The sequence below is a fragment of the Mycobacterium sp. Soil_C_30 genome (assembly GCF_057656995.1).
In genome coordinates this window covers 118183-133234 of the sequence record NZ_JBDGJH010000016.1, presented here as the reverse complement: position 1 = coordinate 133234, position 15052 = coordinate 118183, and the positions used below count along the sequence as shown (strand labels likewise).

At 68.6% G+C, this 15052-nt stretch carries 13 protein-coding genes and 1 tRNA gene; 9 read left to right on the top strand and 5 right to left on the bottom strand.

The annotated features are described in order from the left end of the window. Window positions 1–50: 50 nt before the first annotated feature. The 3 genes from fdh to nrfD are packed head-to-tail and all read left to right on the top strand — an operon-like array spanning window position 51 to window position 5421. On the top strand, window positions 51–3371 hold the full coding sequence (fdh, locus tag AC3A6P_RS25410; RefSeq protein WP_487694735.1) for a formate dehydrogenase: 3321 nt from the start codon (window positions 51–53) through the stop codon (window positions 3369–3371). After that, window positions 3371–4351, top strand: a complete 981-nt coding sequence (locus AC3A6P_RS25405) for a 4Fe-4S dicluster domain-containing protein (RefSeq protein WP_487694734.1) — start codon at window positions 3371–3373, stop codon at window positions 4349–4351. Before fdh ends, AC3A6P_RS25405 begins: the two co-directional genes overlap by 1 nt. Continuing rightward, window positions 4348–5421, top strand: coding sequence for an NrfD/PsrC family molybdoenzyme membrane anchor subunit (nrfD, locus tag AC3A6P_RS25400; protein WP_487694733.1), 1074 nt, complete (start codon window positions 4348–4350; stop codon window positions 5419–5421). Before AC3A6P_RS25405 ends, nrfD begins: the two co-directional genes overlap by 4 nt. Before the next feature lie 211 nt (window positions 5422–5632). Here the strand turns inward: nrfD and selD are convergent, their stop codons facing one another. Further along, a complete protein-coding gene (gene selD / locus AC3A6P_RS25395) occupies window positions 5633–6604 on the bottom strand; it encodes a selenide, water dikinase SelD (RefSeq protein ID WP_487694731.1) in 972 nt (323 codons plus the stop codon). A 39-nt stretch (window positions 6605–6643) separates the two neighbouring features. Here selD and AC3A6P_RS25390 point away from each other — a divergent pair. The 4 genes from AC3A6P_RS25390 to AC3A6P_RS25375 all read left to right on the top strand — a co-directional run bounded on the left by AC3A6P_RS25390 (window position 6644) and on the right by AC3A6P_RS25375 (window position 10222). Beyond that, a tRNA-Sec gene (locus AC3A6P_RS25390) sits at window positions 6644–6739 on the top strand. A gap of 29 nt (window positions 6740–6768) precedes the next feature. Next, the gene (gene selA, locus AC3A6P_RS25385) at window positions 6769–8070 is read left to right on the top strand and encodes an L-seryl-tRNA(Sec) selenium transferase (RefSeq protein WP_487694729.1); all 1302 of its coding nucleotides are present in this window, start codon (window positions 6769–6771) and stop codon (window positions 8068–8070) included. After that, a complete protein-coding gene (gene selB, locus AC3A6P_RS25380; RefSeq protein ID WP_487694728.1) occupies window positions 8067–9863 on the top strand; it encodes a selenocysteine-specific translation elongation factor in 1797 nt (598 codons plus the stop codon). Before selA ends, selB begins: the two co-directional genes overlap by 4 nt. Before the next feature lie 71 nt (window positions 9864–9934). Beyond that, window positions 9935–10222, top strand: a complete 288-nt coding sequence (locus AC3A6P_RS25375) for a hypothetical protein (protein WP_487694727.1) — start codon at window positions 9935–9937, stop codon at window positions 10220–10222. On the opposite strand, the gene AC3A6P_RS25370 is transcribed toward AC3A6P_RS25375, so the two are convergent. Beyond that, entirely contained in the window at window positions 10214–11125 is a 912-nt protein-coding gene (locus AC3A6P_RS25370; RefSeq protein ID WP_487694726.1) for a LysR family transcriptional regulator, read from the bottom strand. The two genes, AC3A6P_RS25375 and AC3A6P_RS25370, sit on opposite strands and share 9 nt — an antisense overlap. Before the next feature lie 120 nt (window positions 11126–11245). Between AC3A6P_RS25370 and AC3A6P_RS25365 the strand changes: the two genes are divergently transcribed. Beyond that, a complete protein-coding gene (locus AC3A6P_RS25365; RefSeq protein ID WP_487694724.1) occupies window positions 11246–12067 on the top strand; it encodes an SDR family oxidoreductase in 822 nt (273 codons plus the stop codon). Here the strand turns inward: AC3A6P_RS25365 and AC3A6P_RS25360 are convergent. Further along, window positions 12064–12840: a DUF6498-containing protein gene (locus AC3A6P_RS25360; RefSeq protein ID WP_487694723.1), complete on the bottom strand. Its 777-nt coding sequence runs from the start codon at window positions 12838–12840 to the stop codon at window positions 12064–12066. The genes AC3A6P_RS25365 and AC3A6P_RS25360 overlap by 4 nt on opposite strands. Before the next feature lie 16 nt (window positions 12841–12856). Further along, window positions 12857–13222 (bottom strand): RNA-binding S4 domain-containing protein, encoded by a 366-nt coding sequence (locus tag AC3A6P_RS25355; RefSeq protein ID WP_487694722.1) that lies wholly within the window; start codon window positions 13220–13222, stop codon window positions 12857–12859. A 106-nt stretch (window positions 13223–13328) separates the two neighbouring features. Between AC3A6P_RS25355 and AC3A6P_RS25350 the strand changes: the two genes are divergently transcribed. Continuing rightward, the gene (locus tag AC3A6P_RS25350; RefSeq protein WP_487694721.1) at window positions 13329–13598 is read left to right on the top strand and encodes a hypothetical protein; all 270 of its coding nucleotides are present in this window, start codon (window positions 13329–13331) and stop codon (window positions 13596–13598) included. A 53-nt stretch (window positions 13599–13651) separates the two neighbouring features. On the opposite strand, the gene AC3A6P_RS25345 is transcribed toward AC3A6P_RS25350, so the two are convergent. Then, on the bottom strand, window positions 13652–15013 hold the full coding sequence (locus AC3A6P_RS25345) for an NAD(P)/FAD-dependent oxidoreductase (protein ID WP_487694719.1): 1362 nt from the start codon (window positions 15011–15013) through the stop codon (window positions 13652–13654). Window positions 15014–15052: the final 39 nt, after the last annotated feature.

The following is a 15052-nucleotide window of genomic DNA, read 5'->3' as shown; positions in this document are numbered from 1 at the left end:
CGGGCGCGACGCATGGGAGGTGAGCAGGTGCGCAGAGTAGCTTTGTGGGCATGGCAGCCCCGAAGTTCTTCCTCGAGTGGCCGGTACTGCGGCAACTGAAGTCCGGCGATCTGTTGGGACGGGGACCTGCGGTGACGTCCAAACGCACGCGTGCGGCCACTCCGCGTACGGCCACGGCGGACCGCGTGGTGCAGAGCGTGTGCCCGTACTGCGCCGTCGGCTGCGGACAGCGGGTGTACGTCAAGGACGAACGGGTGGTGCAGATCGAGGGTGATCCCGATTCGCCGATCTCGCGGGGACGGCTCTGCCCGAAAGGATCTGCCAGCGAGCAGCTGGTCAACTCGCCGGGACGGCAGATCCACATGCTCTACCGCGCGCCCGGTGCCACCGAGTGGCAGCGCATCGACCGCGACAAGGCCATCGACATGGTGGCCGACAGGTTCATCGAGTCCCGCCGTAACGCCTGGCAGGAAATCGACAAGAAGGGCAACCTGCTGCGCCGCACCATGGGGATCGCCGCACTCGGCGGGGCGACGCTGGACAACGAAGAGAACTACGTCATCAAGAAGTTGTTCACCGCCGCCGGCGCCGTTCAGATCGAGAACCAAGCCCGTATTTGACACTCCGCCACGGTTCCCGGTCTGGGAACCTCCTTCGGGCGCGGCGGCGCCACCCAGTCACTGCAGGACATGGCCAACGCGGACTGCATCATCATCCAGGGCTCCAACATGGCCGAGTGCCATCCGGTGGGCTTCCAGTGGGTGGAGGAAGCGCGCTCGCGCGGTGCCCGGATCATCCATGTCGATCCACGGTTCACCCGCACATCGGCGGTGTCGGACAAGCACATTCCGATCCGCGCCGGCTCGGACGTGGTGCTGTTGGGTGCGTTGATCAACCATGTGCTGACCAACGACCTGTGGTTCAAGGAGTACGTGGTCGCCTACACCAACGCCGCGACCCTGATCAACGAGGACTTCAAGGACACCGAGGATCTCGGCGGTCTGTTCTCCGGCTTCGACCCGGAGACCGGGCAGTACGACATGTCGTCGTGGGCCTACCAGGAGGAGGGTCACGACGACGGGGACGGCACCATCGAACAGCCCGGCGGGGGGCATGAATCCGGCGCGAACGCCTCCGAGCGGGCGGCGGGTGACGCCCATGGCAACGCCGGACCCGCGCTGGAACACGCCCGCGTCAAACGCGATGAGACCCTTCAGGATCCGCACACGGTGTTCCAGATCCTCAAACGGCATTACTCCCGCTACACCCCGGAGATGGTGCGCGACGTGTGCGGTATCACGGTGCAGGACTTCCACTACCTGGCGGACTCGATCGTCGAGAACTCCGGCCGTGAGCGCACCACCTGCTTCGCGTACGCGGTGGGCTGGACCCAGCACACCCTCGGCGCCCAATTCATCCGCACCGCAACCATTCTGCAGTTGTTGATGGGCAATGTCGGCCGCCCCGGCAGCGGCATCATGGCGTTGCGCGGGCACGCCAGCATCCAGGGTTCCACCGACATCCCGACGCTGTTCAACCTGCTGCCGGGCTATCTCCCGATGCCGAAAGCCGGCACGCACAACACGTTCGCCGACTACATCGAACAAGTGGGTTCCAAGAAGCAGAAGGGTTTCTGGGCCAACGCCGACGCCTACACCGTCAGCCTGCTCAAGGCGTGGTGGGGTGAGGCCGCCCGCGAGGACAACGACTGGGCCTACGACTATCTGCCGCGCCTGACCGGCCCACACGGCACGTACCAGACCGTCATGGCCATGCTCGACGACGAGGTGGAGGGGTACTTCCTGTTGGGGCAGAACCCCGCGGTCGGTTCTTCGCACGGCCGGATGCAACGCCTCGGCATGTCACACCTGAAATGGCTTGTGGTGCGCGATCTCAACATGATCGAGTCCGCCACCTGGTGGAAGGACGGCCCCGAGATCGCTTCGGGTGAACTCAAGACCGAGGACATTCAGACCGAGGTGTTCTTCTTTCCGGCGGCCACCCACGTCGAGAAAGCGGGCACGTTCACCCAGACCCAGCGCATGCTGCAGTGGCGGCACAAGGCCGTCAATCCGCCGGGTGACTGCCAGAGCGAGTTGGAGTTCTTCATCGAACTGGGCCACCGTATCCGGGCGCGGCTGGCCGGCTCTACCGACCAGCGGGACCGTCCGCTGCTCGACCTCACCTGGGACTATCCCGTCGACGAGCACGGTGAACCCGACGGTGAGGCGGTATTGGCGGAGATCAACGGCCGGCACCTGACCGGGGACGACGCGGGCAAGCTGGTCGCCGGCTTTCCCGAGTTGCGGGCCGACGGGTCTACCGCTGCCGGCTGCTGGATCTACTCCGGGGTGTTCCAAGACGGTGTCAACCAGTCCGCCCGGCGGGTACCGCAGGGTGGGCCGACGCGTGCTCAGCGGGAATGGGGCTGGGTATGGCCGGCCGACCGCCGCATCCTCTACAACCGTGCCTCCGCCGACCCGGACGGAAAACCGTGGAGCGAGCGCAAGCGTTACATCTGGTGGGATGAGGAAATGGGCCGTTGGGTGGGTGATGACGTGCCCGACTTCCCGCTGGACCGGGCCCCGAGCGCACGTCCCGACCCGGATCTGGGTGGCTCGGCGGCGCTTTCGGGGGATGACCCGTTCATCATGCAGGCCGACGGCAAGGGTTGGCTGTTCGCGCCCAAGGGCATGATCGACGGGCCGCTCCCGACGCACTACGAGCCACAGGAGTCGCCGGTGGCCAACGCGTTGTACCCGCAGCAACAGAGCCCGTCGCGAATCATGTTCCCGCGCAAGGACAATCTCAGCGCACCGAGCGCCGGGGAACCGGGGGTGGAGGTCTACCCGTACGTCTTCACCACCTACCGTCTCACCGAACACCACACGGCCGGTGGGATGAGCCGGTGGTTGCCGTATCTGGCTGAGCTGCAACCGGAGATGTTCTGCGAAGTGTCACCGGAACTGGCAGCCGAGCGCGGGCTCGAGCCGTACGGGTGGGCCACCATCGTGTCGCCCCGCGCGGCCATCGAGGCCCGGGTGTTGGTCACCGAGCGGATGACACCGCTTCTCATCGGCGGCCACACCGTGCACCAGATCGGTCTGCCGTATCACTGGGGTGTCGGCGGCGACGCGGTGGTCAGTGGTGATGCCGCCAATGACCTGCTGGGCCTGACGCTGGATCCCAATGTGCAGATCCAGGAATCCAAAGCCGGCTCCTGCGATATCCAGCCCGGCCGCCGCCCGCAGGGTGAGGCGATGCTGAGGTTGATCGAGGAGTATCAGTCGCGGGCGGGTATCACCACGGAAACCGGCAATACCCGGCTCACCGAACCGACGACGATCACCGACCCGACGAGGGAGGGCTGATGGGCCAGCTGGCCGGACCTACCGATCCCACCGGTGACGCGCGGTGGCCGGATCCCAAGCCGCGCAAGGGATTTTTCACCGACACGTCGATCTGCATCGGCTGCAAGGCCTGCGAGGTGGCGTGCAAGGAGTGGAACCGCAACCCGCTCGACGGTGACCTCGAGATCCTGGGCTCGTCCTACGACAACACCGGCCAGCTCGGGGCCAGCACCTGGCGGCATGTGGCGTTCATCGAGCAGACACGCGACCGGATCGACGAGGCACGCGAATCGGGCCGGCAGCTGATCGGCCTGGGCATGCCCGCCGTGGGTGCGCCGGCGGAGACGAAGATCCCCGACACCCCTGAGTTCCGTTGGCTGATGGCCTCCGACGTGTGCAAGCATTGCACGCACGCCGGGTGTCTGGATGTCTGCCCGACGGGGGCGCTGTTTCGCACCGAGTTCGGCACCGTGGTGGTGCAGGACGATGTGTGCAACGGCTGTGGTACCTGCGTGGCGGGCTGTCCGTTCGGTGTGGTGGAGCGGCGCAAGGACGGCACGTACACCCCACCGGCGCAGCGCTCCGATGCGCAACGACCGAATGCCGCAGAGAAGGAACCGGTGAGGGGCGTCGCGCAGAAATGCACGCTCTGTTACGACCGGCTGATCGAGGACCAGACCCCGGCCTGCGCACAGACCTGCCCCACCACATCCATCAAGTTCGGCGACCACGACGACCTGGTGGCCCAGGCCCGGGAACGGGTGGCGCTGCTGCATGCCCGCGGGCAGACCGAGGCGCGGCTCTACGGCGCCAACGAGAACGACGGAGTGGGCGGCATCGGTTCGATCTTCCTGCTGCTCGACGAACCCGAGGTGTACGGTCTGCCGCCGGACCCGCGGGTGCCCACCGCGGATCTGGTGTCGATGTTCAAACGGGCGGCCGTCGCCGGTGCGGGCATGTTCGCCGCAGCGGCGTTCGCGTTCTGGAAGGGTGGCTCGTGAGCACCTCGGAGTTCGACAGCCTGCGGCCACCGGAGCCCGCGCGCGGCAGACGCCGCAGGAGACGCCAAGGCAAAGGCGGCCGCCGCGACGAGTCGGTGATGGTGCCCGAGGTCGAATTCACCTCGTACTACGGGCGTCCCGTGGTCAAGCCGGCACCGTGGGGACACGAAGTGGCCGCCTACCTGTTCCTCGGCGGCGTCGCTGCCGGTTCCGGGCTGTTGGGGGCCGGCGCCCAACTGACGGGCCGGCCGACGCTGCGGCGCAACGCCCGGTTGTCGGCGCTGGCGGCGGTGACGCTCAGCGCCGGTGCACTGGTTGCCGACCTGGGCCGTCCCGAACGGTTCGTCAACATGCTGCGCACCATCAAGCTGACCTCACCGATGAGTGTCGGCTCGTGGATCCTGGCCACCTTCAGCGCCGGCGCGGGCGTGGCGGCGGTAGCCGAGATCGACCGGATGACGGGGGAGCGGCTACCGCTGGGGCCGCTGCGCGGTGTGCTGCAGGCGGTGGAAGGTCCCGCCGGTCTGGGGGCGGCCGCGCTCGCCCCACCGCTGGGGGTCTACACGGCGGTGCTGCTGGCCGACACTGCCACTCCCACCTGGAACGCCGGGCACCGCCACCTGCCGTTCGTGTTCGTCAGCTCGGCAAGTCTGGCCGCGTCGGGTCTGGCGATGATCACCACGCCGGTCTCGGAAACCGGACCCGCCCGCCGCCTTGCCGTCCTGGGTGTGGTCGGCGACCTGGTGGCGATGAAGGTGATGGAACGCAACATGGACCCCGTGACCGCCGAACCGCTGCACCACGGCGCACCCGGCCGAATGTTGAAATGGAGCGAAAGACTGGTTGTCGCAGGCGGACTGGGCACACTCTTCGGCGGCCGCAACCGTGCCGTCGCAGCAGCATCGGGGCTGGCGTTGATGACCGCCTCGGCGCTCACCCGCTTCGGAGTGTTCGAGGCCGGTCTCGAATCGGCCCGGGATCCGCGCTACACCATCGAACCGCAGAAGCGCAGGCTCGCAGCCCGCCGCGCCGCCGGCCAGACCGGCGACTCCATCACCACCGCCACCTGATCAGCGCACCTCATCACGCAGCTATGGCCAGACGCACCTGACGGTCGTCGTCGGCTGGCAGCAGAGGGCAGGTCAGCGCCCTCAGCTGTGTCGGGTACTTCCGTTGCGCCGAAACCCTCGGGACCGACGCAGCCCACGGTTGCCGCCGTCTCCGCTGGACGGCGACATCGTGACCCTCAGCTGCGCCCCGGCATAGCACCGGTGAACCTACTCACCGCACCTCGATACCCGAACCCGCCACGATCTGCCCGATCACCGGATGACCCGGCAGTTCACCGACCACCAGCAGCCCGCCCGAGGTCTGCGCGTCGGCCAGCACCAGCAGATCGTCCTCGGACACCTCCGCGCCGGTCGTCAGGTGCGGTCGCACCCAGTCGAGGTTGCGCCGGGTCCCGCCCGAGACATACCCGTCGCGCAGCGCCACCCGTGCCGCGTCGAGAACCGGCACCGCGGCGCGGTCGATCACCGCTCCCACACCCGAGGCCCGGCACAACTTGTACAGGTGTCCCAGTAATCCGAAACCCGTGACGTCGGTCGCGGCGCGCACCCCGCCGGCCACGGCCAGTTCGGCGGCCTCCCGGTTCAGCGCGGTCATCGAGGCGATGGCCTCCTCGAACACCTCGCCGGTCTGCTTGTGGCGGTTGTTCAGCAGGCCGACACCCAACGGTTTGGTCAGGGTCAACGGCAGACCCACCTCCGCGGCGTCATTGCGCAGCAGACGCGACGGGTCGGCCACGCCGGTGACCGCCATGCCGTACTTCGGCTCGGGATCGTCGATCGAGTGCCCGCCGATCACCGGGCAACCCGCCTCCGAGGCCACCGCAAGGCCGCCCCGCAGCACCTCGGTCATCAGCTCCATCGGCAACAGGTCCCGCGGCCACCCCACCAGGTTGATCGCGACCACCGGCCGACCACCCATGGCGTACACATCGGAAAGCGCATTGGCCGCGGCGATGCGACCCCAGTCGTAGGCGTCGTCGACCACCGGGGTGAAAAAATCCGCCGTCGACAGCACCGCGATGTCGCCGACCAGAACCGCAGCCGCGTCGTCGCCGTCGTCGAGCCCCACCAGTACGTTGTCCCCGGATTGCCCGGTCAGGCCGCGTACCGCCTCCTCGAGTTCACCGGGAGGGATCTTGCAGGCACAACCCCCGCCGTGCGCGTAGCCAGTAAGCCGAGTCACCCTGAAAGTCTAGAAGCCGGGCCGACTACGTTTGAGCACGGAGGCGTCAGGGTTCCTGGTGGTCCCCCCGGTCTTCAAAACCGGTGAGATCGAGTATCTCGGTCTGGCGGGTTCGATTCCCGTCCGCCTCCGCCAGAAGCCGCAGCACTGCCCGGAGGAGGGATGTGAGCGAGCCCGACCCGCGCCGGCGGATCCCGCGCACCGACCAACTGCTGGCCCTGCCCGCCGTACGCGCGGCCCGAACAACGTTGGGTGAACAGGCCGTTCGCGCCCTCGTGCGGGACACCCAGGAGCGGGCGCGCCGGGGCGATCTCGCGCCGGACCAGGTGACGGCCGCCGTGACGGCGGCGGTCGCCGATCATCGGGTCACCAGCCTGCGTCCGGTCCTCAACGCCACCGGGGTGGTGGTGCACACCAATCTCGGGCGGGCCCCCTTGGCGCCGGCGGCAGTCCAGGCGCTGATCACCGCAAGCGGGTATGTCGACGTCGAATTGGACCTGGCCAGCGGCGCCAGATCCAAACGCGGCGTCGCAGCCCGGCAAGCCCTGCTGGACGCCTGCCCGGCCGCCGACGACGCGCTGATCGTCAACAACGGTGCGGCCGCGCTGGTGCTGGCCACCACGGCGCTGGCGTCCGGCCGTGAGGTGGTGATCAGCCGCGGCGAATTGATCGAGATCGGCGCGGGGTTCCGACTACCCGACCTGATCGCCTCCACCGGAGCGCGACTGCGCGAAGTCGGGACGACGAACCGCACTCACCTGCGTGACTATCTCGACGCGTTGGGGCCCGACACCGGATGTGTCCTGAAGGTGCATCCGAGCAATTTCCGGGTCGATGGGTTCACCGCCGCCGCGGAACTGCCCGAACTCAAGGAAATCACTGCGGCGCAGGGTATTCCACTGGTGGCCGACCTGGGTAGCGGGCTGCTGGCGCCTGACCCGTCGCTGCCCGACGAACCCGACGCTCTCACCTCGTTGAGCGCCGGTGCCGATCTGGTGACCGCCAGCGGCGACAAACTGCTCGGCGGGCCGCAGGCCGGCATCGTGCTCGGCCGCGCCGACGTGGTGGCGCGGATGGCCAAACACCCACTGGCGCGGGCGGTGCGGGCCGACAAACTCACCTTGGCGGCCGTCGAGGCGACCGTGACAGCGGGAACATCTCCGGTGACTGCTGCACTGCACGCCGACCCGGAGGCGCTGCGCGCGCGTGCGCAGGCGCTCGCCGACGCTGTGGGCGCCACCGTGGTAGCGCACGACGGCCGGGTGGGCGGCGGGGGAGCACCCGGTGTGCCGCTGCACGGATGGGCGGTTCGGCTACCCGAGGCCGCCGCGGCGGCGCTGCGGGCGGGGGATCCGGCGGTGCTGCCCCGCGTGCACGACGGGGCGTGCCTGATCGACCTGCGGTGTATCCCCGAGGCCGACGACGGCCGGTTGCTGGTCGCCGTACGGTCAGCGCTCGAGAAGTGAGCGGGTTCGTCGTGGCCACCGCTGGTCACGTCGACCACGGGAAGAGCACGCTGATCCGTGCCTTGACCGGAATCGAGCCCGACCGGTGGGAGGAGGAACGTCGCCGCGGCCTCACCATCGATCTCGGCTTTGCTTGGACGGTAACACCTTCCGGACATGACGTGGCCTTTGTCGATGTGCCTGGTCATCAACGATTCCTCGGCAACACGCTCGCCGGTCTCGGTCCGGCACCGGTGGTGTGTTTTGTGGTGGCCGCCGACGAGGGCTGGCAGGTGCAATCCGGTGACCATCGTGACGCCATTGCCGCACTCGACATCCGCCACGGTTTGGTGGTGATCACCAAAGCCGACCGGGCCCCCGATCGGGTGGCCGAGGTGCTGGCCCGGGTGCACGCCGAACTCGCCGACACCGGCCTGAACGACGCACCCGCGGTTGTGGTCTCGGCGAAGACCGGCACCGGCCTCGACGATCTGCGGGCGGCTCTCGACGGGGTGCTGGCGCAAGTGCCTGAGCCGGACCCCACGGCGCGGGTCCGGTTGTGGGTGGACCGGTCCTTCACCATCGCCGGCGCAGGTACCGTCGTCACCGGAACACTCACGGCCGGAACACTTTCCCGCGGCGACACACTGCAACTGCTCGGGCGCAACGACATCCGCACCGTCACCGTCCGCGGGGTGCAGAGCCGGGGCGTCCCCTGTTCTGAACTCGGCCCGACGAATCGAGTTGCACTGAATCTCCGTGGCGTGCCCCACGAGGTCATCCGGCGGGGCGACACCCTCTTAACCCCTGATTCATGGTTGCGCACAGGGGTTCTCGACGTTCGGCGCACCACGGGCGATGTCCTGTCCGAGGCGCCCGGGCACGTGGTGCTGCATGTGGGATCTGCGGCCGTCCCGGCCAGGATGCGTGTGTTCGACGACAACCACGCCCGCCTCACGCTCGACGAGGCGTTGCCGTTGGTGGCCGGTGATCGTGTGGTGCTGCGCGACCCCGGCAGCCGCCGTGTGGTGGGTGGAGCGCAGGTTCTCGACGCCGACCCGCCGGTCTTGCAGCGACGCGGTGACAGCGCGCGTCGTGCGGTGTCGTTGTCGCGGTTGGACAGCACCGGCGACATCGCAACCGAAATCGCCCGGCGCGGTGCGGCGCATTCGAGCCTGTTGCGCCGGCTCGGTGTACTCACCGAGCACACCGGCGTGCCAGAGCAGGTTGTGGTGCTCGGCGATTGGTGGGTGCACGCAACGGCTCTGACCGCCTGGCAGCAGCAGCTTCACGCCGCGGTGCAGCAGCTGGCGCAGCGAGACCCGTTGTCCGGGGGACTGTCGCGGGGGGCGGCCGGGGATCTGCTGGCTCTCCCAGACATCTCCCTGCTGAATACCGTGATCAGCGGCGCCGGCCTCGAACAACACAACGGCCGGATCCGGTTGCCGGGCGCCGACGACCACCTGGGCCCGGCCGAGTCTGCCATCGCCGAGCTGGAAGCCCGGTTGCGTCAGGCGCCGTTTCACGCCCCGGAAGCCTACGATCTGGCCGCGTTGCAGCTCGGGGCGCGTGAGCTGGCCGCCGCGGAACGGGCCGGGCGGGTGCTGCGGTTACGCGACGGTGTGGTGTTGCTGCCGACGGCTCCGGCGTTGGCCATGCGTGCGCTGGCCGCCCTGCCTCAGCCGTTCACCACCAGTCAGGCCCGCCAGGCGCTCGACACCACCCGGCGCGTCGCGATCCCGCTGCTGGAACATCTGGACGGACGCGGCTGGACTCGCCGACTCGATGCAGGTCACCGCCAAGTCGTGCGCTGAGGAGTCTCCCTGCGCCGGGATGGGTACACCGGGGAGACCCCGAACACAGGCCCAGGAGGACACCGGTGTCCATGACCCACACCGAGGACGGGCGCTACATCGTCGTCGACGGCCGGCGCTGGCGTGCAACGGATCCGGCCATACCCGAAGCCAGGCGCGCCGAGCTGACCCGCATCCTGATGGCCTGGCGCCGAGAGGTGCGCCGAACCAAGGGCACCGAGGAAGAGCCCTCCTCGAGGGCCGGCGTGCAGGCGGCGAAAGTGGCGCTCGGCGAACGTGGTGACCCACCGTGGTGGGAGCAGTCCGAGGAACAACGGAGAGCGCGGTGGGAGGCCGAGGTCGCTGCGCCGTCAGTCTGATTCGCCGGTGATTCCGCTTGCGGCGCTTCGTAACGCCGCCACCACCGCCAGCGCTGCCTCGGGGGCATCGGTGGGGGTGAGCGCCAGGGTGCGGCGACCGAGCCACTGTGGATCCTCGACACGGACGGTGGTCACACCGTCCGGCACCGACGGAGCGGCCATCTCCGGAAGCAGACACACGCCCAGGCCCGCGGCCACCAGGCCCAGCCGCGCCGGCCAGGCCCGCACCCGGTAGCGGATCACCGGCTCGCGAAGGGTCGGCCATGCGGCGAACTGGGGATCACCCGTCGACCCGGTCCCGGCGATCCACGGTTCGCCGGCCAGTTCACCCACCGCCACCTCGCGTGATCCGGCCAGCCGGTGGTCGTCCGGCACCGCGACGCACAGATCACCGGCATACACCCGGTGGGTGGCCAGCCCCTCGAGGTCATAGTCGGGAAGTCCGGCGCCAACCCCGATGACGGCGATGTCGAGTCGACCGGTGCGGAGATCACGCAGCAGCGTGGGGGTGGACGCTTCCGCGAGACCGACTGTGAGCCCGGGATGCTCGGTCGCCAGCCGCGCCACCGTGCGGGGGAGCAGGACCGACATCGCGGCGGGAAACGCGCCGACGGCCACCCGCCCGGCGAGCCGGTCGCCGAGGCCGCCCAGTTGGTGCCGCAGGGTGTCGACGGCACCCAGGATGCGTGCCGCGTGTTCCACCAGGACGGCGCCGGCCGGGGTCACGCTGACCCCGCGCACCTCACGCACGAACAGTTGGTGACCCGCGGCGTCTTCCATCGCGGCCACGTGCCGCGAGATCGCGGGCTGGGAGTACCCGAGTGCGCGCGCCGCGGAGCTGAACGATCCGAGTGATGCGACTTCGCGGCACACCCGCAGACCCTCCAGGTTCAGCTCGGCCATCAGCTCACAGTACCCATGCGTATTCGTTATGGCTAACACTCGCAACCGTCATACCGCGAATGGATTGTTGGCGGTGCCGGGCTGGTTGTGTTGGTCGAGAACACCGACAGGAGGAGTGACATGAGCAGGACCTGGTTCATCACCGGTGCATCCCGCGGGATGGGGCGTGAACTCGTCGAGCAGGTGCTCGAACGCGGCGATACGGTGGCCGCGACGCTTCGGCGCCCGGAGCAACTCGACGACCTGGCGGCACGATTCGGTGATCGGCTGTGGCGACGGCCCTTGGATGTCACCGACACCACCGCGGTGCGCCACGTCGTCGACGAGGCCTTCAGGGCACTCGGCCGGATCGATGTCGTGGTGTCCAACGCGGGGTACGGCGTGTTCGGCGTCGCAGAAGACCTCAGCGACAACCAGATCGATCAGATGATTGCCACCAACCTCACCGGCTCCATCCAACTCGCGCGTGCCGTGGTGCCGCATCTGCGGGCACAGGGCGGCGGCCGCCTGATGCAGATGTCCAGCATGGGTGGGCACATCACGTTTCCGGCATTCTCGCTCTACCACGTGACCAAGTGGGGTATCGAAGGGTTCTACGACTCGCTGGCCGTCGAGGTCGAGCCGTTCGGAATCCGCACCACCCTCATCGAACCGGGCGTCGTGCGCACCGGGTTCTTCGATGCGGCCACCCGGGTTCCGGTCAGCGAACCCTATCGGGGCGGCCCGGCCGACCGGCCTCCCACCGCGCCCGAGGACATGACCGACGACCCGAAAAAGACTGTGGCAGCCATCATTCGCGCCACTGAGGACGATGACCCGCCGCGACGGCTGGTGCTCGGTTCCGACGCGTGGTCACTGGTCACCGAGGCGGTGTCGAACCGGCTCATCGAGCTCGCCGCCCAGCGCGACAACGCCGCCACCGCCGATTTCGACACCACCTAGCTTCGGCGGGCCACCCATGGCTCTTCGTTGCGCTCCCGCCGGGCGCGCTCGTCGGCACGGTCTTTGGCCCAGAAGTCCTCGAACTTCTTGCCCGGGTGCACATTCGGCACGCGGTTCATGATGTTGCTCAGCCACTTCGGGGCCACCGCCGGTTCCCATTGGGGTACCACGCCGCTGAGCGCGGCGAGGCTCTTCAGGACCACGAACACCCCGAAGAACGCCGAGGAGGTGTTGGTGACCGCGATCCCGATGAAGCCGATGATCAGCGTCAGGTGCACCACCATGACGCGGCTGAGGGCCTGGTTGGCCACCTGCTCCAGCTGCCAGAACGTCCACTGCCGCAAGGTCAGCAGGTCTACGGCGAAGTCGAACGCGAGCAGGAGCGCCACAGTCAGGCAACCGAAGCCCACACTGCGCCACTCGATCGCGGCGAGCTGCCCGTAACCGTTGTGGTTCAACAGGAACAGGATGGCACCCAGGAACACACCGTGGACCGCGGTGAACGCAAAGCTGACCAGGGCGAAACCCGACACGAACGACGCAACCTGCCCACTGCGGCCGCCCGAACTCGGCCCCTGATATCTGAAATGGCCGCGGCGCGGTGACCAGCGTTGGTGGACAAGGATCCTGGCCGAGATGAACACACATGCCGCCAGGGTTTCGAACCAGTACACCGCCAGCGTGGTGGCGCCCGACCAGTCCTGCACGAACCAGCCCACGACGGGCACCGCGATGACACCCAGCAGGGCCAGGACGTGGGCGAGACGTGTCACGCCGTCATCGTCGCACTCAGATCTGGCCGGCGCGCCATTTGTCCAGCAGCCGCCGGTCACGTTTCGTGGGCCGGCCCGCGCCCCGGTCGCGGACCGCGACCGGAACATAGGGCGTCGGGGGAGGCGCAGGTGTGCGATCCAGATAGCAGGTCACGGCGACGGGAGGGCCGACCCGCTTCTGAATCACCTGCACCACCTCGACGATCCGGGTGGTGTCACCCAGACGGGCGCGGACGGTGTCGCCGGGGGACACCATCGTCGAGGGTTTGGCGGGCCGGTCGTTGACGCGGACGTGCCCGCCGCGGCAGGCCTCGGCGGCGTCCGGCCGGGTCTTGGTCAGGCGCACCGCCCACAACCAGCGGTCCACACGGGTCGACTCCATACCGTCCATCATTGCTGACAGGTGTTTACCGACGCTGCGATCCGGTTAGTAGAACCCTGTCGTAGCGAATGCGGGTCGTCGCAGACCCGGGATTGGAGTGGTCCCCGTGAAATGGAAGCAGGTCTTTGCCGGAGCAGCGGTGCTGGGCGGGCTGACCGCGGGAGCGATGGGCGTCGGCGCTGCCACTGCAACGGCGGAGCCGGGCTGGACGCCGCCGCCGGTGCCGCCGGCCGGGCCGAGCACTGGTACCCCACCGGCGTGGGCGCCGCCGAAGCCGGTTGACCCGCTGTGGGCGCAGGGCAATCCGCAGGTGTGGGACGAGGGCTGGCAGCATTGGGGCGTCTGGGTCAACGGCGTGTTCGTCCCGACGTACTGATCCGTTTCGAGCCCAAAGGCCACCGCAGACTCCGGTCTGCGGTGGCCTTTGGGTCAGGCGGATTCCTGCTCGTCGCGTCGCTGAATCATGTGCGGGTGCATCAACTTCAGCCAGTCGTAGGGATGCTCGGGTGAGGTGGTGCTGCCCAGGGTGAAAGTCCGGTCGCTGCGACGGGACCGCGAGATCGAGGACAGCCACGACGCCACTGTGCTGATCCGGTTCTGCACCCCGGTCAGGAACGCTATGTGGATGAAACCCCAAGCCACCCAGCCCAGGAAGCCTGCCACCTTGATCGGGCCGACCTGCAGGATCGCGTGTCCGCGGCTGATGTAGGCCGCCGAACCCAGGTCCCGGTAGCGGTACCGTTTGCGAGATTTACCGTCCAGATCGCCTCGGATGCAGGCGGCCGCATGCAGACCGCCCTGCATCGCGTTCTCGGCAACTCCCGGAAGGTGGTCCCGGCCCACGAGATCGCCGATGACGAACACCTCGGGATGACCGGGCACCGTGAGGTCGGCCTCCACCGCGATGCGCCCCGCGCGGTCGGTGGAGGCGCCCAGCGCCTGGGCGGCCCGGCGGGCGAAGGGCACGGCTTCCACACCGGCGGTCCACAGCACGGTCCGCGCCGCGTAATCCTGCGAAGCGCCACCGCTTTTCGATGTCACGGTGATGCCGTCGGGGCGGACATCCGTGACGTGCACCCCGAGGTGCAGTTCGACGCCGAGGTCTTCCAGGATGCGCGTCGCCTTGTCGGTCAGCGCCGGGGCGAAAGTTCCCAGCACCCGTTCGCCGCCATCGAAGAGCATCACCCGGGCGTCCTCGGGTTCGATGCTGTGGAACTCCTGGGCCAGCGTGCGGGTGGCCAACTCCCGAATCTGTCCCGCCAGTTCCACCCCGGTGGGTCCGCCCCCGGCTACGGCGAAGGTCAGCCAGGCGTCCCGGTCGGGACCGGGCGGAAGCGTCTCGGCCATCTCGAAGGCGCCGAACAACCGGCGGCGGACGCTGACGGCGTCGTCGAGAGTTTTCATTCCGGGCGCCCACTGCGCGAAATCCTCGTGCCCGAAGTACGCCTGCCGCATGCCGACGGCGATGACCAGGACGTCGTAGTCGACGGTGAAAGTGCTGCCGTCGGGCCGGCGCACCGTGACCCGACGTGCGTCCGGGTCCAGGTCGCAGGCTTCGCCCAGCAGAGTGGTGACATTGTGATGGTGCGCCAGCTCCTGGCGCAGCGACCGGCTGATCTGACCGATGCTCAGGGTGCCCGTGGCGCACTGGTACAGCAATGGCTGAAAGACATGGCACGCCGCGCGGTCCAGGAGCGTGACGTCGACGTCGGCGCCGCCCAACCTGCGGGCGCAGAACAGCCCACCGAATCCGCCGCCGATGATCAACACCCGTGTCCGATCCTGTGTCATGCCTCCGGTCTACCCGGTTCCGCGCGTCAGCTGGGGGAG

Bases quoted from the DNA above. Each gene is read 5' to 3' on its own strand.
- AC3A6P_RS25405 (WP_487694734.1), top strand. From the start codon at position 3,371: ATGGGCCAGCTGGCCGGACCTACCGATCCCACCGGTGACGCGCGGTGG.
- AC3A6P_RS25375 (WP_487694727.1), top strand. From the start codon at position 9,935: ATGACCCACACCGAGGACGGGCGCTACATCGTCGTCGACGGCCGGCGC.
- AC3A6P_RS25370 (WP_487694726.1), bottom strand. From the start codon at position 11,125: ATGGCCGAGCTGAACCTGGAGGGTCTGCGGGTGTGCCGCGAAGTCGCA.
- AC3A6P_RS25365 (WP_487694724.1), top strand. From the start codon at position 11,246: ATGAGCAGGACCTGGTTCATCACCGGTGCATCCCGCGGGATGGGGCGT.
- AC3A6P_RS25355 (WP_487694722.1), bottom strand. From the start codon at position 13,222: ATGGAGTCGACCCGTGTGGACCGCTGGTTGTGGGCGGTGCGCCTGACC.
- AC3A6P_RS25345 (WP_487694719.1), bottom strand. From the start codon at position 15,013: ATGACACAGGATCGGACACGGGTGTTGATCATCGGCGGCGGATTCGGT.